General features: G+C 62.5%; 24 protein-coding genes. 6 read left to right on the forward strand and 18 right to left on the reverse strand.

Annotated features, from left to right (window positions below; all coding sequences use genetic code 11):
- Positions 1-162 precede the first annotated feature (162 nt).
- Positions 163-918, forward strand: a complete 756-nt coding sequence (locus tag HGI47_RS07080) for an SDR family NAD(P)-dependent oxidoreductase (protein ID WP_168852092.1) — start codon at positions 163-165, stop codon at positions 916-918.
- A 48-nt stretch (positions 919-966) separates the two neighbouring features.
- On the opposite strand, the gene estDL136 is transcribed toward HGI47_RS07080, so the two are convergent.
- From estDL136 to HGI47_RS07140, 12 genes are all read right to left on the reverse strand, one after another.
- On the reverse strand, positions 967-1,893 hold the full coding sequence (gene estDL136, locus HGI47_RS07085) for a chloramphenicol hydrolase (RefSeq protein ID WP_168852093.1): 927 nt from the start codon (positions 1,891-1,893) through the stop codon (positions 967-969).
- A 17-nt stretch (positions 1,894-1,910) separates the two neighbouring features.
- Positions 1,911-2,813: an NAD(P)-dependent oxidoreductase gene (locus tag HGI47_RS07090; protein WP_168852094.1), complete on the reverse strand. Its 903-nt coding sequence runs from the start codon at positions 2,811-2,813 to the stop codon at positions 1,911-1,913.
- Positions 2,810-3,229: a nuclear transport factor 2 family protein gene (locus tag HGI47_RS07095; RefSeq protein WP_168852095.1), complete on the reverse strand. Its 420-nt coding sequence runs from the start codon at positions 3,227-3,229 to the stop codon at positions 2,810-2,812. Before HGI47_RS07095 ends, HGI47_RS07090 begins: the two co-directional genes overlap by 4 nt.
- Positions 3,226-4,098: an SDR family NAD(P)-dependent oxidoreductase gene (locus tag HGI47_RS07100; RefSeq protein WP_168852096.1), complete on the reverse strand. Its 873-nt coding sequence runs from the start codon at positions 4,096-4,098 to the stop codon at positions 3,226-3,228. The genes HGI47_RS07095 and HGI47_RS07100 overlap by 4 nt, the downstream gene beginning before the upstream one ends.
- A 117-nt stretch (positions 4,099-4,215) precedes the next feature.
- A complete protein-coding gene (locus tag HGI47_RS07105; RefSeq protein WP_168852097.1) occupies positions 4,216-4,548 on the reverse strand; it encodes a 2Fe-2S iron-sulfur cluster-binding protein in 333 nt (110 codons plus the stop codon).
- A 10-nt stretch (positions 4,549-4,558) separates the two neighbouring features.
- Positions 4,559-5,974 carry a cytochrome P450 gene (locus HGI47_RS07110; protein WP_168852098.1) on the reverse strand — a complete coding sequence of 472 codons (1,416 nt, stop codon included), beginning with the start codon at positions 5,972-5,974 and terminating at the stop codon, positions 4,559-4,561.
- A gap of 134 nt (positions 5,975-6,108) precedes the next feature.
- Positions 6,109-6,981 (reverse strand): SDR family NAD(P)-dependent oxidoreductase, encoded by an 873-nt coding sequence (locus HGI47_RS07115; RefSeq protein WP_168852099.1) that lies wholly within the window; start codon positions 6,979-6,981, stop codon positions 6,109-6,111.
- A complete protein-coding gene (locus HGI47_RS07120) occupies positions 6,978-7,853 on the reverse strand; it encodes a helix-turn-helix domain-containing protein (protein ID WP_168852100.1) in 876 nt (291 codons plus the stop codon). Before HGI47_RS07120 ends, HGI47_RS07115 begins: the two co-directional genes overlap by 4 nt.
- Before the next feature lie 9 nt (positions 7,854-7,862).
- Positions 7,863-8,627, reverse strand: coding sequence for an EthD domain-containing protein (locus tag HGI47_RS07125; RefSeq protein WP_168852101.1), 765 nt, complete (start codon positions 8,625-8,627; stop codon positions 7,863-7,865).
- Between the two features lie 12 nt (positions 8,628-8,639).
- Complete coding sequence (locus HGI47_RS07130; RefSeq protein ID WP_168852102.1) at positions 8,640-9,401, reverse strand: SDR family NAD(P)-dependent oxidoreductase; 762 nt, start codon at positions 9,399-9,401, stop codon at positions 8,640-8,642.
- A 15-nt stretch (positions 9,402-9,416) separates the two neighbouring features.
- On the reverse strand, positions 9,417-10,574 hold the full coding sequence (locus HGI47_RS07135) for a sulfotransferase (protein WP_168852103.1): 1,158 nt from the start codon (positions 10,572-10,574) through the stop codon (positions 9,417-9,419).
- 85 nt (positions 10,575-10,659) lie between these two features.
- Positions 10,660-11,532 carry a LysR family transcriptional regulator gene (locus HGI47_RS07140; RefSeq protein WP_168852104.1) on the reverse strand — a complete coding sequence of 291 codons (873 nt, stop codon included), beginning with the start codon at positions 11,530-11,532 and terminating at the stop codon, positions 10,660-10,662.
- Between the two features lie 151 nt (positions 11,533-11,683).
- Between HGI47_RS07140 and HGI47_RS07145 the strand changes: the two genes are divergently transcribed.
- Positions 11,684-12,763: a Rieske 2Fe-2S domain-containing protein gene (locus HGI47_RS07145; protein WP_168852105.1), complete on the forward strand. Its 1,080-nt coding sequence runs from the start codon at positions 11,684-11,686 to the stop codon at positions 12,761-12,763.
- Between the two features lie 48 nt (positions 12,764-12,811).
- Here HGI47_RS07145 and HGI47_RS07150 read toward each other — a convergent pair whose 3' ends face one another.
- Positions 12,812-13,915: a zinc-binding dehydrogenase gene (locus tag HGI47_RS07150; RefSeq protein ID WP_168852106.1), complete on the reverse strand. Its 1,104-nt coding sequence runs from the start codon at positions 13,913-13,915 to the stop codon at positions 12,812-12,814.
- Positions 13,912-15,516: a GMC family oxidoreductase gene (locus HGI47_RS07155; protein ID WP_168852107.1), complete on the reverse strand. Its 1,605-nt coding sequence runs from the start codon at positions 15,514-15,516 to the stop codon at positions 13,912-13,914. The genes HGI47_RS07150 and HGI47_RS07155 overlap by 4 nt, the downstream gene beginning before the upstream one ends.
- A 212-nt stretch (positions 15,517-15,728) precedes the next feature.
- On the opposite strand from HGI47_RS07155, the gene HGI47_RS07160 reads away from it, so the two are divergent.
- From HGI47_RS07160 to HGI47_RS07170, 3 genes are read left to right on the forward strand one after another with little or no spacing between them, the layout of a single operon-like run.
- Positions 15,729-15,944 carry a ferredoxin gene (locus HGI47_RS07160; protein WP_168852108.1) on the forward strand — a complete coding sequence of 72 codons (216 nt, stop codon included), beginning with the start codon at positions 15,729-15,731 and terminating at the stop codon, positions 15,942-15,944.
- A complete protein-coding gene (locus HGI47_RS07165; protein WP_168852109.1) occupies positions 15,941-17,164 on the forward strand; it encodes a cytochrome P450 in 1,224 nt (407 codons plus the stop codon). Before HGI47_RS07160 ends, HGI47_RS07165 begins: the two co-directional genes overlap by 4 nt.
- A 2-nt stretch (positions 17,165-17,166) precedes the next feature.
- The gene (locus HGI47_RS07170; protein ID WP_168852110.1) at positions 17,167-17,973 is read left to right on the forward strand and encodes a sugar phosphate isomerase/epimerase; all 807 of its coding nucleotides are present in this window, start codon (positions 17,167-17,169) and stop codon (positions 17,971-17,973) included.
- Positions 17,974-18,005: 32 nt separating this feature from the next.
- On the opposite strand, the gene HGI47_RS07175 is transcribed toward HGI47_RS07170, so the two are convergent.
- The 4 genes from HGI47_RS07175 to HGI47_RS07190 form a co-directional block, all read right to left on the reverse strand.
- Positions 18,006-18,305, reverse strand: coding sequence for a 4a-hydroxytetrahydrobiopterin dehydratase (locus tag HGI47_RS07175; RefSeq protein WP_370521659.1), 300 nt, complete (start codon positions 18,303-18,305; stop codon positions 18,006-18,008).
- A gap of 153 nt (positions 18,306-18,458) precedes the next feature.
- Positions 18,459-19,151 (reverse strand): hypothetical protein, encoded by a 693-nt coding sequence (locus HGI47_RS07180; RefSeq protein WP_168852112.1) that lies wholly within the window; start codon positions 19,149-19,151, stop codon positions 18,459-18,461.
- A 71-nt stretch (positions 19,152-19,222) separates the two neighbouring features.
- Positions 19,223-20,185: an aldo/keto reductase gene (locus tag HGI47_RS07185; RefSeq protein WP_168852113.1), complete on the reverse strand. Its 963-nt coding sequence runs from the start codon at positions 20,183-20,185 to the stop codon at positions 19,223-19,225.
- 79 nt (positions 20,186-20,264) lie between these two features.
- The gene (locus tag HGI47_RS07190; RefSeq protein ID WP_168852114.1) at positions 20,265-21,719 is read right to left on the reverse strand and encodes an FAD-dependent oxidoreductase; all 1,455 of its coding nucleotides are present in this window, start codon (positions 21,717-21,719) and stop codon (positions 20,265-20,267) included.
- Positions 21,720-21,953: 234 nt separating this feature from the next.
- Between HGI47_RS07190 and HGI47_RS07195 the strand changes: the two genes are divergently transcribed.
- On the forward strand, positions 21,954-22,718 hold the full coding sequence (locus HGI47_RS07195; protein WP_370521656.1) for an SDR family oxidoreductase: 765 nt from the start codon (positions 21,954-21,956) through the stop codon (positions 22,716-22,718).
- The last annotated feature ends 4 nt before the right edge of the window (positions 22,719-22,722 follow it).

Consider the following 22,722-nt stretch of genomic DNA (forward strand, 5'->3'; position numbering starts at 1 on the left):
CCGTTTGACCGAACGGTACTCCATCGTTCGGCTAAGGGCAAGCGCTATGCCGGATTATGTCACGATGAAAATTCGCATATTACATACAATTTGATTCATTAATCGCCATTTGCGTTATACCATCCAGCATAGACTACGAAACATTAGAGAGGATTCGCAGCAATGATCGATTATGGCCTTCACGGCAAAGTGGCGCTCGTCACTGGCGCAAGCGGTGGCATCGGGCGCGCCGCAGCGCTGGTTTTTGCGCGATCGGGGGCCAGTGTCCTTGTCAGCGATGTGAACGAGGCGGGCGGTGCCGAAACGGTGTCCATGATCGAAGCGGCAGGCGGAAAGGCCGCGTTTCAACGCTGCGATGTATCGAAGTCGGATGAGGTAAAGGCAATGGTCGCCGCTGCCATTTCTACCTTTGGCGGGCTGGATTGCGCGTTCAACAATGCCGGGATCAACCGTCTGGGCGATGACGAATATGACGATGCGATCTGGGAACGCAACATGGGCATCAACCTGTCGGGCGTGATGCGCTGTATGCGCGAAGAAGCCGAAGTGATGATGGCGCGCGGCGGGGGGGCCATCGTCAACACTGCCTCGATCAACGGCATCGTCGGCAATGGCGGCCAGCCTGCCTATGTCGCGGCAAAGCACGGCGTGGTCGGCCTTGCCCGGCACGGCGCGCTGCGGTGGGCGCAGGCGGGCATCCGCGTGAATGCGGTATGCCCAGGCGTGATCGAAACGCCGATGACCGCGCCGCTCGTCGCCAGCCCGGAAATGAAGAAGGTGATCGATGCGATGACCCCGATGGGCCGCATGGGCACCGCCGACGAAATCGCTGAAGCGGTGGTATGGCTCTGCTCGCCCGCAGCCAGCTTCGTCACCGGCCATGCTATGATCGTGGATGGCGGCGCGACTGCGGTTTGAGCTATCGCCGGGCAGCTTCCATGCGGGGCTGCCCGGCTTGAACTACGGTCAGGCCAGCGCCGCCTTCAACCTTGCACCTGCCCGCTCGATAAACGGCATGGCATCGGGCACCGCTTCGAACATCGAAAAGAAGCCGTGGATCATCCCCGGTGCTTCCTCGCTCTCTACTTCAACCCCCGCCGCTGTAAGAGCATCGGCATAGGCCAGTCCTTCATCGCGCAAGGGATCGTATTGCGCCACCAGCACCGTTGCGGGCGGCAGCCCGGCAAGGTCTTCATGGCGCAGCACCGCCGCATGGGGATGCGGCGCGTCCACATCGTCAACATAGTGCGCCCAGAACCACTGCATCATCGCGGTCGACAGGAAATAACCTCCGCCACCATTCGCGGCATAGGAATCCCGTTCGAAATCCGCATCGGCCACCGGATAGATCAGCAACTGGTGCGCCAGCTTCGGCCCGCCTTCATCGCGTGCGCGGATCGCCACCGCAGCGGCAAGGTTTCCGCCCGCGCTATCACCTGCCACCGCCAGTTTGGCCGGATCGATGCCCAGTTCGCCCGCATGGGCCACCGCCCACAGCAGCGCGTCATAGCAATCGTCCAGCGGGCCGGGGAACTTGGTTTCAGGCGCAAGCCGGTAATCGACCGAAAGCACCGCCGCCCCGCTCGCCCGCGCCAGCGCCCGCGCGGTGGCATCGTGCGATTCCAGATTGCCGATGACCCAGCCACCACCGTGATAGAACAGCACCAACGCCGGATTTTCACCCGCTCCTTCGGGCACATAGAACCGCGCGCCAACCGTGCGCGCCGGCAGATCCAGTGTCAGATCGCGCACCTCGGCCACCGCTGGCGGCGGTCCCATCTGCATCGGGCGGTTCGCCTCACGCAGCGCTTCCGGGGTAATCGTATCATAATCCACCGGGGGCATCTGCGCAAAAAAGCCCAGCAGCGCCTCGACCTGAGGGTTAAGCGTCATCTTGTCTCTCTCCCGGTTCAGCCAAATTGCGCGGCAATTTCTGCCACGGCAGCCGCCACATCGCCACGACGATAGCCGAGCAGCGCGGTTTCGCCAGCGTCGGGTTCATAACTGATCGTATTGCCGCGCCCCTGCGGGATCGCCACATCGGGCAGCAACGGCAATTCCGCGTCGCGCTCCTCCAGCACCAAGGCACTGCCAACGGCGTTGAAGAACAACTGAAAATATTCGCGGAACGTCAGGTTTTCGTCCCCCACCAGATAGGCCTTGCCCGGTTCCCCCCGCAGCAGCGCCCCCTCTATCGCTTCGGACAGCGAACGGAACGACATGAAGTTGGTGCCGCCCGTGGGCGCAAAGAACGGGATCGGGATATTACCCTTGGCCCACTGCACATAAGGATCGAAGATCGCGCTGGGCAGGCCGGGCACCGTGCCGACCATGAACGGCGCATTTACGCTCACCACATCAAAGCCGGGTCGCCCCTGCGCACGCGCACCTTCGCACGCGGCAAGGCGTGACTGGATATAGACATTGCCTGCGATTAGTTCCGGCGCAGCCTGCGGATAAAAGCTGCCAAGCTGCACCGCACGCGCCACGCCAGCTTCGCGCGCGGCGGCAAACAGCGCGGGCACAGCCACATGGTTGGCCTTGTGCAACCAGGCGCCAAAGTCCTCACCCACCGGCACGTGGCGCGGATCGTTACCCGCCGCGAACACCAGCCAGTCGAACCCGCGCAGCCGGTCCGAGGTTAAATCGCCCGCCACATAATCGCCCTGCATAAAGCCCAGCGTGTTCAGCGGCGTGCCTTCTGGCGCACCCGTCCCGCGCCCGGTGATCGTCACAACATGGCCCTGCGCGGCCAGATGCAGCGCCGCATGGCCGCCCAGCGCGCCAGTGCCGCCAATTACCAGAATTTTCATGCGATTATTCCCTTCAAGGGCCGCAGCTCTTCCCAATCGACGATCAGGGCGCGGCGTGTGAATTTCCAGTGCCCGCCCTCACGCCGCCATTGGTCCTGATAGCGGATGGCCCAGACCAGCAGCCTGTCGCCCTCTGGCGTTGTCATCCGGTGTTCGGCGGTGGAGCGGGTTTCACCCTCGGCACTGTCACCATCCACCCGCACATCCATGTCGTGAACAATGTGCCGCGTGGCGGTGAAGGCGTGGGCCAGATGATCGATAGAACCCAGATTGGCGTCGATCCCGCTGATCGCAAAGCCGGGGCCGATGATCTCAACATCATCGGCCAGCACGTCACGCCACAGCGCCTTGTCGCGCCGGTCCGCACCTAGGGCATAGCGTTCCGCCGTGCGGCGCAGCGTTGCAAGGTCGCTCATGCCACGGTGCCGGGAATGACCAGCCCGTTGCCGGATATCAGCGGCACGTTGGTCCATTCCCCCTGCGGCGTGCGATACCAGCCTGCCGCCGCCAGCGCCCCGCCATCGACATTGATCGACGTGCCGGTCACCCACGCAGCCAGCGGGCTGGCCAGATAGAGCGCCGCTCCCGCGCAATCGGATGGCTGGCCAAACCGGCCCAGCGGAATCCACCGTTCCTCATGCGCGCGGTTTTCGGGCGGGATCATGTAATCGAGCGCCACTTGCGGCGTGTCGGTCGTCTCTGGCGCGATGGTGTTCACACGGATGCCCTCAGGCCCCAGTTCCAGCGCAAGGCTCTTGGTAAAACCGGTCACAGCCCACTTTGCCGCAGCATAGACGCTGCAATAAGGGATGCCGCGATGCGCCTCTATCGATGTCACATTGATGATGCTGGCCCCCGCACCGCCCTTGCGCAGCAGCGGGATCATCGCCCGCGTGATGCGCAGCAACTGGCCCAGATTGGTATCGACGATCTCGTCCGCCTCATCATCCTCCAGCATGGCAAAGGGCCGCGCGTGGACGAAGTGGCCGACATTGTTGACCAGCACATCCAGCTTGCCCGTTTCGGCCGCAATCCGCTCTGCCAGCATCGCGCCAACCCCGCGCTGGCGCACATCGCAGCGGATCACCCGCGCACCGGGCATGGCCGCTTCGGCCTGATCGGCGCGCGCCGGATCGATTTCCGCAATCACCACCTGCGCCCCGGCGCTGGCAAAGGCTTCGGCAATGGCCCGCCCGATGCCAACCCCGCCGCCGGTAACCAGCACGGTCTTGCCGGTAAAATCCAGCGCTTGCGCAAAAGATGCAGGCTGCCCGTTCGCAGTCATGGGATGCGTTCCTCTCACCACTGATAATGCAGCGACAAATCTATATATTATTTACGCATAGTGGTGGCGATAAAACGGACTGTCAACAGGATGCGCAATAAAATTGCCGCAGTTCTGCTACACTCCGGGCTGCTCCGCCGGAATGTGGACCACCAGCCCGTCCAGTTCCTCGCCCAGTTGCACCTGGCACGAAAGGCGGGTTTCCGGGCGTATGTCCACGCCCTCTATCGCCTCAAGCATCGCGCGCTCATCCGGGTGCGCCGCCCCGGTGCGGTCGAGCCATTCGGGGTCGATATAGCAATGGCAGGTGGCGCACTGCATCATCCCGCCGCACAGCGCGTCGATCCCGTCCACCAGATTGCCCACGGCAAGCTGCATCAGCGTCATGCCCTCGAAATTCACGCAAGTGCGCGCCGTCCCGTCGGGCTGGACGAAGGTTACCTTGGCCATTCAGCGCACCTCACGCATGGGCCGGGCAACCCGCCGCCTTGGCCAGCGCGGCAACATCGGCGGCGGCCCCGCCATCCAGTTTGCGCCGCTTGTAACGCACGCGGCAGGGCTGGGCGGGCCAATAAGTCGATGCCCCGGCTACCGGTTTCACCTCATCGATCAGTTCCATGTCGAAGTTCTGCAACAGGATCGCCACCAGCGCCTTCATCTCCATCCGCGCAAAGTTCACACCCGCGCAGCGATGCACCCCGCCGCCAAAGCCGATCAGCGAATTACTGGTGGTCTGCGCATCGGGGTTGGCCGGATTGAAGCGTTCGGGATCATAGGCATCGGGATTGCGGAACGTCTCTTCCATGCGATGGCTGACAGAGGGCGCCAGCAGCACGAATTCGCCCTTGCGGATGGTATAACCCTCACGCTCGATATCGGCATTGGCCTTGCGCGAAAGCATATAGGCCACCGGATGCAGCCGCTCCGTCTCGCGCAGGGCAAGGTCCATCTTCTCCATCGCAATGGCGTGTTCCCACGTCAGGTTTTGGCCATTACTGCCGCCCAGCAAGCCGCTGATTTCATCGCGCAGCACTTGCGCATAGCCCGGATTTTGCAGCAGATCGGCCAAGGCCCAGCTCACCTGCCCCGCGGTCGTTTCATGCCCGGCCCACACCAGCAGCAGGATCAGGTGGCGGATGATCTCGTCCGGCACCGGCCTGCCATCGGGATACTTCGTGGCGATCATCGTCTGAAAAAAGTCCGGCGGATCGAGCGGCGCGGCCCGGCGCTTGTCGATCCACGATTGCAGGATGGCGTGCAGCTTTTTCTTCGCGCGCTGCGATTTCACCATCTTGGGCGTGGGCAGCCACAGCGGCAGCACGAATTCCATGCCGCCCGAAAAATCGCGGAACAGATCGAAGAATTCGTGCCCCAGCTTCTCGTGGAATTCGCGCCCCATGAAGCTGTGCGCGGCAATGTCCATCACCACCGGTCCCAGCGTGGGGATCAGGTCGAACTCGCCCTCATCGCCCAACCGCTCCACCAGATTGAGCGATTCCTCCACCATTACCGGCACATATTGCTTCATCGATGCCGCCTTGAACCGGGGCATGATGATCGCGCGCTGGCGCAGGTATTCGTCCATTTCCGCAAACGAATAGAAATCGGGCGAAAACATCTTGAGGAAGAACGGCATCGATTCCCGAATCGACAGCAGCTTGTCCGTCTCTTCAAAGAAGAAGCGGTTGTGCTCCGGCCCAAGCATCACGTTCATGCGCTGGCCCATGAAGTTCATCGCAAACATCCGCCCGCGCGATTTGTAGCCACGCTTGAGCACCGAAACCGGATCGCGGAAAAACTGCGCCAGATGTCCAAGGAACGGCGCGCCGCCATCAAGCAGTGGAAGACCGCCAGCGGCATTTGCAGCACTTGCCATGCCATTTCTCCCGTCAACCGCCGGTTGGCCCGGCTTGAACGCGGGAGATTATGCCCGAAGGATCAGGCGGTCACGCTTCGTCACATCAATGGTATCATCCGGCGATCCGCGATGGATCACCGGATGAACTGCACTCAATAAACCGCCGCCGGGTTCTTCGGACGCGGGCTGCCCAGCATTTCGCGGTGCGAAGGCCGCTCGTTGCCGCGATCAGTCACGCCCAGTTCCTTGGCAATTTCCGAAACGATCAGCGTTTGGCCCGAAAGGTCATCGCGGTTCGGGGCCTTGTCAATGGCGTCGATCACGTGGGCGGAAAACTCCGGGTTTTCGGCCATCGCCAGAAAGCCTTTATACTGTTCGGGATTGGTCTTAACCGCAATCTGCGAACGCTCGGTCACTTGCGGTCCCAGCCAGAGCGAGATAGCGGCAACGCCCGTGCCGCGGAAATCATGCTCCATATCGTGCGCCAGCTTGTCCAGCCCGGCCTTCTGCGCGCCATAGGCGGGGCCATGCATATAGCATGTCGCACCGAATGAAGACGTCATCGCGATGATGCCGGACCGCTGCGCCACCATGATCCGCGCAGCGTGCCAACTGGCGACATAGGCGCTGCGCAGACCCACATCGAGGATCTTCTGCGCGTCCAGCCCCTTCTCCCAGAAGGGCATCTTTTCAATGAGTTGGCTGTGCATATAGGCCGCATTGTTGACCAGCACATCCAGCCTGCCCTGTTCGGCCATGACCTGTTCGAACAGGCGCGCAACCGATGCATCATCGGCGTGATCGCACACCACGGGAATGCCCTTGCCACCATTTTCCGTCACGGCTTTCGCCGTTTCGGCCACCGTGCCCGGCAGCACCGTGCCGTCCCAGCCCTTGGCATCGCCCGGTGTCACCGTGCGGCCCGTGACATAAACGGTATAGCCCAGTTCGCCAAAGCCGCGCGCAATGCCTGCGCCAGCGCCACGGCTTGCCCCGGTAACGATGGCGACCTTTTTCTGCGTCATGGGGTGATCCTCTCTCTATGTGTTGCCTGCCTGCCTGAAGACTGGCGAAACGCCAGCGGCGTCTGGCCGGTGGTGCGCCGGAAGGCGCGCGTGAAGCTGTTCGGATGCGAAAAGCCGCAGGCCTGCGCCACCGCCTTGATCGGCTGCGCCCCGCGTTCCAGCAAGGCCTTGGCCTGTTCGATCCGCGTCGTTTCGATATAGTCGGCCACCGTCCTGCCGGTAAGGGCATGGAACTGCCGGTGCAGATGGCGTGGACTGATGCCGCACAGCGCGGCAAGTTCGGCCACGGCCGGCGGCGATCCGGGTTGGTCGAGCCTTTCGCGAATGCGGCGGAACTGCCACGGCGCAAGGCGGGCGGATATCGCGGGCGCAGCCTCGCGCCGGATCACGCGGGCCATCTCCACCGCCACCAGTTCCATCAATGCGGCAATCGCGGCTTCGGAACAGTCGGTCGTATTCTGCAATTCGCGCCTGATCAGCTCCAGCAGCGTCCGCAAGGTTTCGCTGCCCAGCGATAGCATGGACTGAAGAAACGCAAGGTCTGGTTCGGGGCGCAGGGCCATTAACCGCGCAGCGCGCTCCGGCCCGAACACACAGCGCACCACGCGAATATGTCCCGCTTCGGCCCGCCCGGAAACGAGCGCCCCCGGCCAGCGCGTGAACAGCGTTCCCATGAAACAGCGGCGTTGTTTATCTAGTTCGGGAAAACAGGCCGAAGCGTCTGCCGATGTTGGCGGCACCGACATTTCCACCATCAGTTCATCTTCGCGCCGGAGGAATTCGAACATCGCCGGCCAGCGCCATTCCACGATCTCCGCGCGGCCAAGCGGCGTTTCCACGCGGAAAAGAGGGGTGGGGGCATATTCGATCATCGCGGGCGCTCAGCCACAATCGAACTGGGATGTGGGAATGATATCGATTCGCGTAAAATCGATGAAGCCGTTGCAGCTTTCCATCATCGCTGCGGTGTTGGCCGCAAACTTGTCAGGCTGACCTACCGCATCGAAGAACACTTCCGGTTGGGTCAGCGCTTCCAGCGGGAAGCATTCCTCGACGAAAGCGTCATAGGCGGGGGCGTTTTCGGTCAAGGGACGAACGATCAGGTTCTGCACATATTCGAAGTTCGCTTGCGTCTCTATCGCCACGCGGGTGTGGTGCGAATGCCAGTGCGCAATGGCCTCAGCCCGCGTCATGTCGGCGCGGAATGAGATGAAGCTGGCCTGGCTCCAGCCCCAAGTGCGCTCTGGAATGTCGAAGTGTTTGGCTTCGCTGAACTCGCCTGCAGCTCGTTTCCCTGGGGAAACATTTCGTGAACATGAGTGCGCCGTGTTGGCGATGATCGTGGATTCGCACACCAGCCATGCGGCAAAAGATGCGCTGTGCGCGGCGAGCGCGGCGTCCACTTCACCGCGAAAGCGGGCGTTGGCCGATGGCATCCAGAACTGCGCTATGGCCGCCTGCTGCGGCGCTTGCCAGCGTTGCACCAGCCCATCGCCCGCTGCCACTGCCGCATCGCGCACGTTCAGCCGGATGTTATGCGCCCCTGCCGCCGCCAGCGCGGCGGGCAGGCTTTTCAGAAGGTGCGCGCCATATTCGGCGTGGTCTTGACCATCGGGTGCCCACAGCGCTGCGATGACTTTTTCCATGACCGTGGGCCCTCAATCGAAGTTGGCTTGCCCGCCATCCAGCGGGATCGTCGCTCCGGTCAGATAGGCCAGATCCTGCCCCGAAAGCGCCACCAGTGCGCGGCCAATATCGCCTTCCAACGATCCGACGCGGCCCAGCGGGATCGTGCGGAAAAACGCCTTGGCCTCTTCGGGATTGTTTTCGATCCACCACTTCAGGCCGGGCGATTCCGCATGAGGTGCGATGGTCAGCACCCGAATGCCTTCGCCCCCCCATTCCGCCGCAGCAGCGCGGGTAAGCGAGCGGATCGCCTGCTTTACCGCGCCATAGGCACCATAACCGGTCATGTCCCAACGGATGCCGGCGGAAGAGCAGAAGTTGAAGATCGTGCCGCCACCGCGCGCTGCCATGTGCGGGCGGGCCAGCTTCATCAGGCGCATCGTGGCCAGCGGGCCGGATTCAAAGCCTGCGGTAAAAGCCTCGTCCGTCACATCGTCAAGCGTGCCCAGCGGCACTTCTTGCGCATTGTTGACAAGGATATCCAGCCCGCCAAACTCTGCCACCGTGGCGTTGACCGCTGCGGCCAGATCGGCGGCGGATTTCACATCGCAGGCCAGCGCCAGCGCCTTGCCACCGCGTTCGCGCACCATCTGCGCGGTCGATTCAACCTTGGAAAGCGTGCGCCCGGTCACCGCTACCGCAACGCCCGCGCCTGCCATCGCCAGCGCAACGCCTTGGCCGATACCTTGCCCGGCACCGGTAATCAGCGCGACTTTGCCCGAAAGATCGGTCATCGTTATGTCCTTTATTTAGCGGATATAGCGCGCGCGGTAGGACGCGAACGCTTCGCGCACGTCAGCCTCGTTCAGGCCAAAGCGTTCGAGCGAATAATCGTGCATCGGGCGCTGTTCACGCTTGTTGCCCGCCATGAATTCGGCCAGCGCGGCCTCTATCGCATCGTCCAGCGGCACGCCGATATGGGCCAGAACGCGCTGCGCCTGCTTCAGTGGTTCTTTGGCCACTTCGCGGTAATCGATATCGATGAAGCGATCTTCGCCAATGCGGGCGCGGGCCGCTTCAAAGCGCTTCATCCAACTGGCAAGGCGCGGAAACCAGAAGCCGCCCACAGCCTCGTCCGAATGGACCGAGTTCAGCTTATAAAGCGCCGCTTCCATGCTGACATAGCTCGGCACAACCTCCAGCGGATCGCGGTGCGTCATCACCAGAACGGCCTGCGGGAAAGCATTGGCAATCACATCGGTATAGGGCAGGTTCTGCGGGCTTTTCAGCACCCACTTCTTACCGCGCCGGGTGGGGTCTTGCCATTGCAGGTACTTCAGGATCGTCTTGAGATCCTCGTACCCCTTCGACTGGTCATAATCATCGAGCCATTTGGCGAACGATGGGATGAAGGTCATCGCCTCGACCATCGTGGTGATGAACAATTGCCCCAGAATGATGATTTCCTCGTCCGGTGCTTCGGGATCGAGCGGGTGGATCGATGCGAGTTCGGGCGAAAGGTTCAGCCAGCCATCGATCATGCCCTGCGCATAGGCGCGGCGCGCGGCGGGGTTGCCGGGTTCGTCGCCGGGCAGCGGGGCATAGTTCTGCGCTTCGTACCAGCGGATCGCGGTCATCCCCGGTGCCGAGGCGAGCAGGCGGTGAAAGATCGTGCTGCCGGTACGCGGCAGACCAAGGATGATGGCGGCGACTTCGACCTGTTCGTCAAGAATTTCGGGGTGACGCTTGATATCGTCAACCATGCGCAACCGGCTGGCGAGGCCTTTGACCACCGATTCCGTCTGCCCGGCAAAGCCTGCTTCCGTCAGATTGCCTTCGGCATTGGCCGCCGCGATATAGCGGTCCATCGGTTCGAAAAACCACGTATCGCCAAAGTCCGAAAGGCCGGTGCGTTCACGCGCAGCGGCAAGCAGGACTTCACGATCGAACCGGGGGGCGCCGGGCATTGCAGTCTCCCAATATGCGTATGTTTATGACGTTATTGATACGCATATTGCGCGTTAAATCCACACAATATTGCACTAACGCAGATTATCGCGCTGCATCAGGCGAATTTTCGCCAATACGTGCGGCAATGGCATCGTGCAGGAACGCGATCAGGCGCAAAAGGCCGGGAGAGGGCGGAGCCTTGGCACGGCGAACCAGCCAGAGCGGGCTTTCGTGGCGCGAATCGGGCGGGGTGATGCGGTCTAGCGCCGGTTCGGCATCGGCGGCAAAGCACCACAGGCTGGCTTGGCCAATGCCGGCGACGACCGCGTTCTTCAGTTGGGTCCAGTCGTTGCAGGTCATCAACCCCTGCTTCTGCGCCGCTTCTCCTGCCGGATTGGCCAAAGCTCCTGCACCGCCGGGCAGGGCGGCATCGAATTCGTACCCCCAGCCAAGCGGGGGCAGTCCAGACGACCCGCGCCGGGCATAGACCGCCTGCGCCACCACGCCGACCTGCACGCCCGCAAGCCGCAGCGGCGGGGTGCGGACAAGCGCGATGCCAAGATCAGCGCGGCGCTGGCTGACCGCATCGAGAGGATCGAGTTCGCCCAGCAGTTCGATTGGCACATCAGGGTTGGCACGGCGGAACACGGCCAGTTCGGGGAGAAATTCGGCGGCCAGCCCGCCGCTGCCGACGATGCGGATCGGCGCTTCGGTGCCACGCTCTGCGCCGATATCCGCCAGCGCCGATGCCACTTCGCGTTCAATCGCTTCGGCCCCTGCAAGAAGACGCGCGCCGGCGCGGGTGGGGGCGGGGCCGTGGGGCGTCATATCGAACAACGACAGGCCCAGCGTACGTTCCAGCGCTTCGACCCGGCGACCGATGGTGGTGCGATTGACGCCCAGCGCGCGTCCGGCAGCAGTATAGGATCCGGTGCGCACGGCGGAGAGAAAGACTTCAAGGTCGCTCCATTCCATCAGGGCTTCCTTTGTAGGCCGTGCAAATTTGCACAAGCATAGTGCAACATTACAATCTTCGCAAATCCCGCCCGAACGGCGTAAATAGCCTAAGAATGCGCCGCTCGGCAAAGCAGGCGCAAAAGCAAACTGGCAAACAGGAGTGATGCAGATGGCAACGACCAAGGACTACGGTCTGGGAGAGTTCGATTTCCCGCGTGGCTGGTTCATGATCGGCGCCGCTGCCGATGCCAGCCGCACGCCCGCGCCAATCCGCTATTTCGGCAAGGATCTGGTGATCTATCGGGGGGAAAGCGGGACGCCCTATGTCGTCGATGCCTATTGCCCGCACATGGGCGCGCATCTGGCAAAGAACTCCACGTCGTATATCGTGCGCGATGGCGAACATGTGGAGGGGGAATCGATCCGCTGTCCGTTCCACGGCTGGCGCTTTGGCACCGATGGCGCGTGCAACCACATTCCCTATTCGGACTTCATCCCCAAGGCGGCCAAGCTGGGCACCTACCCTGTGATCGAGCGCGCCGGGATCATCTGGATGTGGCACGATCCCGAAGGTCTGGAACCGGACGTGGAACTGCCCAACTTCGGCGGCCACTATGGCGAACCGGGCTGGGTGGAATGGAAGATCGACTATATGGGCGATCTCAACAGCCACGGTATAGAGATCGTTGATAATATGGCGGATTTCGGCCACTTCGTGCCGATCCACGGGGCGACCGATTGGCAGTATTTCGCCAACGAGTTCATGGGGCCGCATCTCCACCAGTATTACAGCGCAGGCCACCGCACGCTCACCGCCAACCCGGAAGACGCGCTGGTGCTCGATACCTGGTACGAAGGGCCGGGCTTCCTGCAATCGGAAATGGCGGGCACGTTCGACAGCTTCATCATGATATCGAACACCCCCATCGAAGATGGTGTGACCCGTTCGTGGCACGCGCTGATGGTCAAAGTACACGACGGTAGCCGCGAGACCACCGACGCCGACCGCGAAATGGCGCTGGCCTATCAGGAAGGCAGCCGTCTGGCCTTTGCGCAGGACGTGGAAATCTGGGCCAACAAGCGCGCCTGCATCAACCCGCTCGCCATCCCCAAGGACGGCCCTTATGCCAAGGTCCGCCTGTGGTATCGCCAGTTCTTCAACCCGCGCGACAAGGCCCCCGAAATTCAGGGCCGCGTCAATGGCCTGCACGTTACACTCGATAAACGACCGGGGCAGAAGGTCGCCTGACGGCAGTAAATGGGGCAGGGCGGCGCGTTATGCCGCCCCGTGCATTCGTCAGGCGGGATTGCGCCCGAACGACACCACCGTGCGCAGCGATTCCCCGCGCTTCATCAATGCGAAGCCTTCATTCACGTCTGCCATCGGCAAGCGGTGCGTGACCAGATCATCCAGATTGAGCCGCCCCGCCGCGTAGTGATCGAGCAGGCCGGGCAACTGGCTACGGCCCTTTATGTTGCCCATGAACGAACCTTGCACGCGGCGGCCCAGTTGCAGTTCGAACGGCACCAGTTGCAGCCCCGCGCCATCGGGCGGCACGCCGAGCACCACGGTGCAGCCCCAGCCGATGCGGGTGGATTCAAAAGCCTGACGCATCAGGCTCGTGTGCCCGGCGCATTCGAACGCATAATCACAGCCACCGCCGGTCAATTCGCGGATGCGGGCAACGGCATCTTCGTGGCGCGCGTCGATGAAATCGGTCATGCCGAAATGCCGCCCCTGCGCATCGCGCGCCGGGTTGATATCGACCCCGATGATGCGTGATGCGCCCGCCAGCCGCGCACCCTGCACAACATTGAGGCCGATACCGCCAAGGCCAAACACCGCCACGGTCGATCCCGCCCCGACATGGGCGGTGTGCAGCACCGCGCCGACTCCGGTGGCGACGCAGCAGCCCGCCGTGCACGCCACGTCAAAGGCAATGTCGTTGCGGATCAGCGCGACATTGCGTTCGGGCATCACCACATATTGCGCCAGCGAACCGACGCCCGAATAGGCCGAAACCGGTTTGCCATTCAGCGAAAATGGGGTGGGTTGGGTGGCCATGTCGGCAAGGAACATCTCGCACAGGTTGGTCTGGTCCGACCGGCAATTGCGGCATGTACCGCATTCGCCAATGCCCAGCGGGATAACGTGATCGCCCACCGTCAGAGTGGTTACGCCGGGGCCGACTTCGCGCACCACGCCCGCGCCTTCGTGGCCGACGACGACCGGGAAAGGATAGGGCGCGGCCACGCCCTCCAACTGGCTGAGATCGGTATGGCACAGACCGCTGGCGAGAATTTCGATCAGCACTTCGCCCGTGGCGGGCGGGGCAAGATCGAGCCATTCCTCTACCAGAGGCGTGCCGGGAGCGTGGCAGACCATCGCGCGGGTCTTCATGTGAGTGTTCCTTTGCCAAGAATAAGATCGGCCGCCTTTTCAGCGATCATCGCCACTGGAATGGCAGTGTTGCCGCCGGGCAGGTGCGGCATGATCGAGGCATCGACCACGCGCAGCGCTGCGATGCCGTGAACGCGCAGACAATCGTCCACCACGGCCATCGGATCGTGGCCCATACGCGCGGTGCTGGTAGCGTGGTAATCCGCTTCAGCATGGGCGCGGATATAGGCGTCGATCGCCTCGTCGCTTTCGATGGCAGGGCCGGGAGCCAATTCCTCTCCGCGCACCTCATCGAAGGCTGCTTGCGCGAAGATGCGGCGCGCGATGCGAACGCCTTCGCGCATCACGCGGCGGTCGTTTCCGGTGGCGTTATAGGCCTGATCGATCAGCGGCGGCACATCAGGATCTGCGCTGGCGAGGCGGACGCTGCCGCGCGCTTCGGGCCGGGCGACATTGATGTGCGCATAGAAGCCATGCATCGGCACCATCTCGCGCCCGTTATGGCCGAACAGCGCAGAAACGAGCAGCATCTTGATATCGGGTTCATCCAGCGCAGGATCGGACCGCACGGCGCAGGCCACCGACATGCCGGGATCGGCCAGCGGACCTTTACGCGTCAAAAGGTATTGCGCCATCGCCAGCGCACCGCGCACCGGATTGAGATAGCGCAGCATCGACCACGGTTTGGTGGAACGATACTTTACATGCGCGGCAAGGTGATCCTGCAAACCCTGCCCAACACCGGGCAGATCGTGAACCGTGGCGATGCCGTGTTCGGCCAGATGGGCAGGATCGCCCACGCCCGAAAGCAGCAGCAGATGCGGGGTGTTTATCGCGCCCGCCGAAAGGATTACCTCGCGCCGGGCGGTGACGGTGAAGTCCGCGCCCTTGTGACGCAAGGCAACGCCGGTGGCGCGTTTGCCGGTGAAGACGATGCGCCGTGCCTGGGCTTGCGTCAGCACGCTCAGGTTGCGGCGTTTCAGCACGGGCCGCAAATAGGCCGCCGCCGCGCTTGATCGTTTGCCTTTGCCCATCGTCAGGTCCACCGCGCCGAAACCATCGCGCGTGGCGCCGTTGAGATCGTCGGTCAGGGGATATCCGGCCTGCGCACCGGCTTTCAGGAAAGCGCGGGCGAAAGGATGGTCCTGCGCGGCGCGGGTGACGGTGATCGGCCCGCCGCGCCCGTGCCATTCGTTCAAGGCGGGAAGGTAGTTTTCCAGCTTGCGGAAATAGGGCAGCACATCGGCAAACGACCAGCCGCGATTGCCCGCCTGCGCCCAGCGATCATAATCCGAATGGAATCCCCGGTCATAGACCATGCCATTGATCGCGGAGCCACCGCCCAGCACTTTGCCACGCGGCGAATAGAGCGGGCGCGCATCAAGATGCGCCTGCGGCACCGACATATAGCGCCAGGCATAGGCACCCGACATCATGATCGGCAGCAGTCCGCCCGGCGCGGCGATCAGCGGATTGCGCCCGGCCGGGCCAGCCTCGATCAGCAGCACATGCGTTGCCGGATCGGCGGAAAGCCGGTTGGCAAGGATGCAGCCCGCCACGCCGCCGCCGACGATCACGTAATCGAACTCGGTCCTTGTCATGCTCTCCCGCTCGTCACTTTGCGATCTTGTGCGGGCACGGTGGCGCGCAGGCGCAAGGCGCGCAACACACGCATGGCCCTGCGGCTGGATGACAGCGGGTTTGGTGGCGCAAATTGCGCGATACGGCGCGTTCGGCTGGCTCAGCGGGCTTGGGATTGGCGGTCATCACGGTTTAGCTGAAAGCGGAAGGATGCCGATATGCGAGTCTCAATATGCGAGTCATAGCCAACCGTGACCTGTGCCAGGGCCATGCCCGGTGCGAAGATCTGTGCCACGAAGTGTTCGCGACAGATGCCATCGAAGGCAAAGTGGTGATCGTGCAGGCGGATGTGCCGACAGCGCTGGAAGACAAGGCGCGCCTTGCGGTGCGCAACTGCCCCGAAGGTGCGCTGCGCGTAGGCCGGTCTGGCAAAGGGGACGACGCATGACGCTGCACTTTCAGCCGTCATCGCCCGATCATGTTCCCGCCGAACTGATGATCGATTTCGACATGTTCCACATCCCCGATGGGGTGAACGATCCGGTGGAGATTTGGCACGATCTGGTGCGCCGCGGCGTGCCGAAGATCTTCTATACCCCGCGCAATGGCGGGCACTGGGTGTTCCTGAACTACGACGATATCGTCGAAGGATATCGCAACCACGCGATATTTTCGACCTATCAGACTCCGGTGCCGCCGATAGAGCCGTTTCCGGTGGTGCAGCCGCAAGGCGTCGATCCGCCCGCGCACAACGTGTTCCGCCGCCTGCTAGCACCGATGTTCACCCCCATCGCGGTGCGCGGCATGGTTGGCGAGCTGGAGCGCCGCGCCGCCACGCTGATCGATGGCTTTGCAGCGCAAGGACAGTGCGATTTCATCACGGATTTTGCCGAACGCTATCCAACGGGCACGTTCCTGTATCTGTTCGGACTGCCCGAAGACCGGCTCGATGAATTTCTGGCGCTGGCCAACACGTTCTTCCGCAGCACCGATCCGGCAGCACGGGCGCAGAACATCACCGAAATCTATGCGCTGCTCGACACGCTGTTCCGCCAGAAAGAGCGCGAGCCGGGCAACGATATCGCCAGCGCCATCGTCAACGCGCGTGACGATGCGGGCAACCAGCATCCGTGGGAGGATATCCTCAACTGCGGGTTCCTGCTGTTTGTAGCGGGGCTGGATACGGTGACCAACACCTTGGCCTATGTCTGGCGCTATCTCGCCACCACGCCCGCCGCGCAGCAGCACTTCCGCGAAAGGCTGGACGATCCCGACGCTTTCCTGCGCGCGATAGAGGAACTGATGCGGATCAACGCGGTGTCGAACCTATTCCGCCGGGTGACGCACGATTGCGAATACAAGGGCGTGGCCATGCGCCGCAACGACCGGGTTGTGTTGCCCAATACCGTGGCAAACCGCGATCCGCGCGTGTTCCGCGATCCGCAGGTGATCGACCTTGATCGCGAAGTGAACGTGCACCTGACGTTCGGCGTCGGGCCGCACCGTTGCATCGGATCGTTGCTGGCCAAGCGCGAGGTGATGGTTTCGTTGCAGCAGTGGCTACGGCGTATCCCGGCGTTCGAACTGGCCGACGATCAGCCTGCGGGATCGGTGTTCGGCGGATCGGTAATGGGCTTTACCGCGCTACGACTGCGCTGGGACGTGTGACGATGCGTCTTGCGCTTGATCACATAACGGTTGTCGATACCGATCCGTTCGCACTCGCCCGTGCGGCGAGGGCGGCGGGGTTCGATGGCATGTGCCTGTTCCTGCATCCGATGGATGTGCTGCCCTTGATGCCCCGGTTTGAAATTCTGGCGGACCGTGCCGCGCGGCGCGATCTGAAGCGCGTGATGGACGATCTGGGCGTGGCGCTTGACGTGGCTTATCCGTTCACGCTGGCCGGACGCACCGATATTACCGCCTTCGCACCGGCGATGGAATGCGCCGCTGAACTGGAGGCCGGGCTGCTCAATGTGCTGCTCTATGATCGCGATCCAGCGCGGCGGGTGGATACCTTCGGGCGGTTTTGCGACATGGCGGCAGGATTTGGGCACAAGGTCGGGGTAGAATTCTATCCGCCCAGTCAGGTGCCTTCGCTTCAAACGGCGCTGAAACTGGTGCGCGTGATAGACCGACCGGGCATGGTGGGAATCAACGCCGACCTGCTCCACCTGATGCGGTCAGGCGGGACCATCGCGGAACTGGCGGCTGCGGCGGCAGAAGGAGCCATCCTCTATGGACAGGTGGCCGATGGCCCCGCGCTTGCGCCGGAAAACCTTGATCAAGAAGCATCGTCAGAACGGCTGCTGTGCGGCGATGGCGCATTCGACATCGCCGGGTTTGTGCGCGCGCTGCCGCCGGAATGCGGCCTCAGCATCGAAATCCCACGCAACCATGCGGTCGGCCCTGAAGATGCCCAGACGCGGGCGCTGCGCGCGGTCGAAGGGCTGCGCCGGGTGCTGCGGGACGGCTGAAGATCGGGCGGATCGACAGGCGTATCCGCTCCTCAGCCCGGCAGCAGCTTCTCGATAGCCTCGGCCATGTCTGCATCGCGCACGGACAGGCCATCGGCATCGTGCGTGGTGAGAAGAATGGTCACGCGATTGTAAACGTTGCTCCATTCCGGGTGGTGATCGGCCTTTTCGGCCAGCAGCGCCACGCGCGTCATAAAGCCAAAGGCTTCGACGAAATCGGCAAAGCGAAATTCGCGCACGATGGCATCGCGTTGAGGTTCGTGCGTCCATTGCGGAAACTGCGCCAGCAGCGCCGCGCGGTCTGCATCGGAAAGTTTGGTGATCATCGATATTATCGCCTTGCGGAAGGGCCGTGCGGAAGAGGGTTATGTAGCGTGCACCGGGCGGTAACGGATAGGAGATAGCGCGCCGACATTGCAACAATCGCTACGTGACTGGTTCCCATGCAACGTGGCACGCGCCCTTTCCGAGTAAGCTGTCGACTGTCAGCTTTCGACGACAGACAGGATGTGGCTGTCATAGCCGGGGAACACGTAATCGAATTCGAAATACATCCGATCACCCAACTGCCCTGAGGTGACGATATCGGTCGTCACGAAAACCTGCACACCATTGCGGCCATAAGCATAGCGTTTGCAGTCTCCAAAGATCGGAGACGCATCGAGTCGGGCATCGACGGCAGCTTCGCCAGCGCGGGCGCGGTTCATGGTGATGGCAAGGCGACCTTTGAGCTGCGGATCGCTTTCGTTCAGTTCGCGCAAGTGCAGCACCATGCGTTCAAGATCTTCGAGCGAATCCATAAGGAAGCCGAAGTGGAAGCTGCCTTCGGGATCGGATTCCAGCATGGCGTTATAGGCGGTGACGGCTTCATGCTGATCGGGCGTGCCGATCTTCAGCGCGGTGTGGATCGCATCGACCAGCGCGCGCTGCGGTTCGGGCAGCATCGACAGGTAGATGATGCCATCCCCGCGCGAAAGGTGATCGCTATCCACTACGAAGCGATAGAAATTGCTGCCGCTTGGCAGGTTGAGAACCTGCGTTTCAACCATGCCGAACACCTGAAGCAGGCGCGAGGCCACTGGCCCGTCTTCAACCTTGCCGTAATGCAGGGCAAGGTGGCCCATGCTGCGTTTGACGCTTTGCACAGCGGCGGGTTGTGATTCAAGCGTCGTAGCCATCCATCATCCTCTCATCAGGCGTCTGGCCGGAAATGCCGGACCTCGAAATATCGCTGCAGTAAGCCGTAAACTCAGCTTCCAGCGAGGCGCGCCAGATCGGCGGGCGATAGCTGGAGCGCGGCCGCTTTCACGCTATCGCGCACCTGATCGGGGCTGGAGCCGCCAAAGATCGGTACGGTCTGCTTGGGCTGGCACAGCAGATAGGCAAGCACGATCTCGTTGATCGACACGCCGCGTTCTTCGGCCAGCTCCTGCACGGCGGCGAAGCGCTTTTCGTTCGCCGGGTTGGCATAGCGCGAAGCGAGCGGTTCACCCACCGCGCCCTGCGCCAGCTTGGTGAAGTACCCGCCCGATTGCGCGGCGTAGGCCACGATGGGCAAACCTGCCGCGTGCAGCGCTTCGTATTCGCCTTCGTAATAGTGCTGGTATCCCTGCTGGGCAGCGGCAGCGGCATCGGGCACGGCGAGGCCCCAGAAGGTTTCCGAAGCGGCAAAGCCTGCCTTGCCCAGCGATGCGGCATAGGCGTTGGCCGCAACGATGCGGTCTGCCGCCCAGTTCGAGGCGGCGAAATGGCGGATGCGGCCCATTTCGCGATGAGCGATCAGTGCGTCAATGATCGGCTCCACCGGCGCTTCAGGGTTGTCCATGTGGACGAAATAGAGGTCGATGGCGTCGATGCCGAGATGATCGAGGCTCTGCGCGAGGTCCGCCGAGATATCGGCGGGCGTCACGCGGTTGCGATAATCGCCCACGCGCATGTCGAAGAAGCCGCCCTTCGTGGCAATCACGAAGTCTTCGCGCTTCTGGCCTTTCAGCCATGCACCGACAGCGCGTTCGCTGGCCCCTACCGGCGCTTCGGGCGACCAATCGCCATACGAGCGCGCGGTATCGATTAAATTCCCACCCAGTTCAGCGAACGTATCAAGGATCGCGTTCGACTTTTGCTGATCGAGCATCCAGCCCAGCATGTTCGTGCCATAACACAGACGGCTGACGGATAGGCCGGTATTGCCTAGAGTTATCTTCGAGAGCATCTGCGGATTCCTTTTTGTAAGTGCTGACTTATAATAAGCAGGTGCAGAAGCAAGCGCGTATTTCAGCGTCTCCGGCCGTTCAGCCCTGCGCCGCCTTGCGGCCTGCCTGTCGTCCGAAGAACGTGCAATCAGCTAGGCTGAGGCCGGATGAATAGCCGTGGCCCCACGCAGGCAGGCCCGATGTGCAGCGCCCTGCGGCAAAAAGACCCGCAATCGGCGCACCTGCGCGGTTCACCACCTCGCCATCGGCGCTGGTCTTAAGGCCCCCAAGGGTGAAGAAGCTGAAATAGCTGGTTTCGAAATTGAGTTCGAGCGCGATGAAAGGCGACTGGTCCAGCGCTTTCAGAATCGGCACCTGTTTATCAAACAGCGGATCGCGTCCTTCGCGCGCGTGTTCATTGTAAACTGCCATAGTGGCCGAAAGCGTGCCCTTGGGCATTTCGAGTTCGGCCTCGACTTCTTCCCAAGTTTCGCCAGTGGCGGCGATGGTGATCCCGGCAAGATCGAGCGGCTGCACGAAATGCGCCACGTCCAGCAGCAGGTAGACTTTGCCACCGGGCTGATCCACCGCGCAACGGGTGACGCGCCCGTGATAGCAATCCTCGTTGATGAACCGGTTGCCCTGCGCGTTTACGAATACACCATAGGCGTGGGCTTCGGGCATGGTCCAGGGACAGGTGGTGAAGAACTGGTCCATGTGGATGGCATCGCCGCCCACCGAAACGCCCAGTTCGATGCCGATGCCATCATCCTTGTCGCCAATCGGGCTGTTCACGCGGAAGCTGTCGGCGCAATACTTCGCGCGCATGGCATCGTTGAACACGAAGCCGCCCGTGCCAAGCACCACGCCTTTTGCCGCGCGCACGAAGCGGTCCTGATTGTCGATGCGCACCACAACACCAGCCACGCGATTGCCATCGACAATCAGCGCCACAGCGCGGGCATCGACATGGATCTGCGCACCAAGATCGCGCGCGCGCGCTTCCAGCAGATCGATCAGCGGGCGGCCGCCGCCCCAGCCCATGTGCTGGATCACATGCCCGCGTGGGGCAGGCGTGGCCTTGTGGCAAAAAGGCGCTGCGGCTTCGCTGCCCGACCAGATCAGGGTGGAATCGTCGGTTGGTTCGATATGTTTGCCGGGCAGGAAGTTGCCGCGATAAGGCACGCCCTGATCCTTGAGCCACTGATAGTGGTTCAGCGCTTCACGGCCATAGAGTTCGCACTTCGCATCGTCGGCGCACGGACCTCCGGCTAGCTTGAGGTAGGTGGTGAAGGCTTCGACGGTATCGTCAAAACCCGCCGCTTTCTGCGCGTCGGTGCCGCCGCCGATATAGATTTCGCCCCCCGAAAGCGCCGATGCACCGCCGCTGCCCGAAGACCGTTCAAACAGCATCACCCGCGCGCCGCCTGTGCAGGCTTCGATGGCGGCACAGGCGCCGGTCGCACCAAAGCCGATCACGGCCACGTCTGTTTCGAAATCCCACTGCGGCACGTCGGCCAGGGCAAGCGGCTGGTATTGTGAATATGCTGCCATTCAATCCACTCCGGGATGCCCTGTCATGCGCTGGCTTAGTGCAACGAGAAAAGGACAGGAACATTCTCTCCAAACGACTCATTAGCACAAAACTGCAAGGCATTCGTAATTTTCAATTGCATTAGATACGCAAATGGTCAATTGAAAAGCATGTTGGCTTTGGATGTTGACAAAATCCGAATCCAATGTGGTCGAAAGTTCAGCCTGCACTGCAGGCGTCAGGGGAGAGGCCCCGTGAAGGGCGCAAACACTATTGATCTGACCGGACAGGTCGGCATCGTAACGGGCGGAACGCGCGGGCTGGGGCGGCAGATTGCCGTGGCGCTGGCCGACGCGGGCGCGCGCGTTACCGTGTGCGGACGCACCGAGCCTGACGACCTTCCCGAAGGCGTGGATTTCCGCGCGGCCGACGTGCGCGACCCCGATCAGGCGGCAGCGCTGGTCGATGCGATTGCCGCGCAGCATGGTCGGCTCGATATTCTGGTGAACAATGCGGGCGGATCACCCCAAGCACCCGCCACAGCAAGCCCCCGCTTCTTTGACGCTATCGTCAGGCTGAACCTGCATTCGGCCATGTATATGTCGCAGGCAGCCTATGCACATATGGCACGGGCCGGATGCGGCAGCATCGTCAATATCGCCAGCGTATCGGGCATTCGCCCGTCTCCGATGACCGCCGCCTATGGCGCGGCCAAGGCGGGGTTGCTCAACCTGACGCAAAGCCTTGCGCAGGAATGGGGGCCGGACGGTGTGCGCGTGAACGCGATCATCGTGGGCCTGATGCAGACCGAAACGTCCGAGGAAACATATGGCGATGCCGAAGCGCAGGCGGCGGTGGGCCGATCCATGCCGCTTGGCCGCATGGGCACCGGACAGGACATCGCCGGAGCCGTCCTCTGGCTCAGCTCCAGCCTCGCCGCATGGGTCAGCGGGGCGCGCATCAACGTCGATGGCGGGGGCGAGCGCCCCTACTTCCTCGACCTCGTGAAAGGATCTTGACCGC

The organism is Novosphingobium sp. ERN07 (assembly GCF_012641335.1).
Classification (GTDB): domain Bacteria; phylum Pseudomonadota; class Alphaproteobacteria; order Sphingomonadales; family Sphingomonadaceae; genus Novosphingobium.

Coding starts and splice junctions, on each gene's coding strand:
- HGI47_RS07080 (WP_168852092.1), top strand. CDS start 163: ATGATCGATTATGGCCTTCACGGCAAAGTGGCGCTCGTCACTGGCGCA.
- estDL136 (WP_168852093.1), bottom strand. CDS start 1,893: ATGACGCTTAACCCTCAGGTCGAGGCGCTGCTGGGCTTTTTTGCGCAG.
- HGI47_RS07090 (WP_168852094.1), bottom strand. CDS start 2,813: ATGAAAATTCTGGTAATTGGCGGCACTGGCGCGCTGGGCGGCCATGCG.
- HGI47_RS07095 (WP_168852095.1), bottom strand. CDS start 3,229: ATGAGCGACCTTGCAACGCTGCGCCGCACGGCGGAACGCTATGCCCTA.
- HGI47_RS07100 (WP_168852096.1), bottom strand. CDS start 4,098: ATGACTGCGAACGGGCAGCCTGCATCTTTTGCGCAAGCGCTGGATTTT.
- HGI47_RS07105 (WP_168852097.1), bottom strand. CDS start 4,548: ATGGCCAAGGTAACCTTCGTCCAGCCCGACGGGACGGCGCGCACTTGC.
- HGI47_RS07110 (WP_168852098.1), bottom strand. CDS start 5,974: ATGGCAAGTGCTGCAAATGCCGCTGGCGGTCTTCCACTGCTTGATGGC.
- HGI47_RS07115 (WP_168852099.1), bottom strand. CDS start 6,981: ATGACGCAGAAAAAGGTCGCCATCGTTACCGGGGCAAGCCGTGGCGCT.
- HGI47_RS07120 (WP_168852100.1), bottom strand. CDS start 7,853: ATGATCGAATATGCCCCCACCCCTCTTTTCCGCGTGGAAACGCCGCTT.
- HGI47_RS07125 (WP_168852101.1), bottom strand. CDS start 8,627: ATGGAAAAAGTCATCGCAGCGCTGTGGGCACCCGATGGTCAAGACCAC.
- HGI47_RS07130 (WP_168852102.1), bottom strand. CDS start 9,401: ATGACCGATCTTTCGGGCAAAGTCGCGCTGATTACCGGTGCCGGGCAA.
- HGI47_RS07135 (WP_168852103.1), bottom strand. CDS start 10,574: ATGCCCGGCGCCCCCCGGTTCGATCGTGAAGTCCTGCTTGCCGCTGCG.
- HGI47_RS07140 (WP_168852104.1), bottom strand. CDS start 11,532: ATGGAATGGAGCGACCTTGAAGTCTTTCTCTCCGCCGTGCGCACCGGA.
- HGI47_RS07145 (WP_168852105.1), top strand. CDS start 11,684: ATGGCAACGACCAAGGACTACGGTCTGGGAGAGTTCGATTTCCCGCGT.
- HGI47_RS07150 (WP_168852106.1), bottom strand. CDS start 13,915: ATGAAGACCCGCGCGATGGTCTGCCACGCTCCCGGCACGCCTCTGGTA.
- HGI47_RS07155 (WP_168852107.1), bottom strand. CDS start 15,516: ATGACAAGGACCGAGTTCGATTACGTGATCGTCGGCGGCGGCGTGGCG.
- HGI47_RS07160 (WP_168852108.1), top strand. CDS start 15,729: ATGCGAGTCATAGCCAACCGTGACCTGTGCCAGGGCCATGCCCGGTGC.
- HGI47_RS07165 (WP_168852109.1), top strand. CDS start 15,941: ATGACGCTGCACTTTCAGCCGTCATCGCCCGATCATGTTCCCGCCGAA.
- HGI47_RS07170 (WP_168852110.1), top strand. CDS start 17,167: ATGCGTCTTGCGCTTGATCACATAACGGTTGTCGATACCGATCCGTTC.
- HGI47_RS07180 (WP_168852112.1), bottom strand. CDS start 19,151: ATGGCTACGACGCTTGAATCACAACCCGCCGCTGTGCAAAGCGTCAAA.
- HGI47_RS07185 (WP_168852113.1), bottom strand. CDS start 20,185: ATGCTCTCGAAGATAACTCTAGGCAATACCGGCCTATCCGTCAGCCGT.
- HGI47_RS07190 (WP_168852114.1), bottom strand. CDS start 21,719: ATGGCAGCATATTCACAATACCAGCCGCTTGCCCTGGCCGACGTGCCG.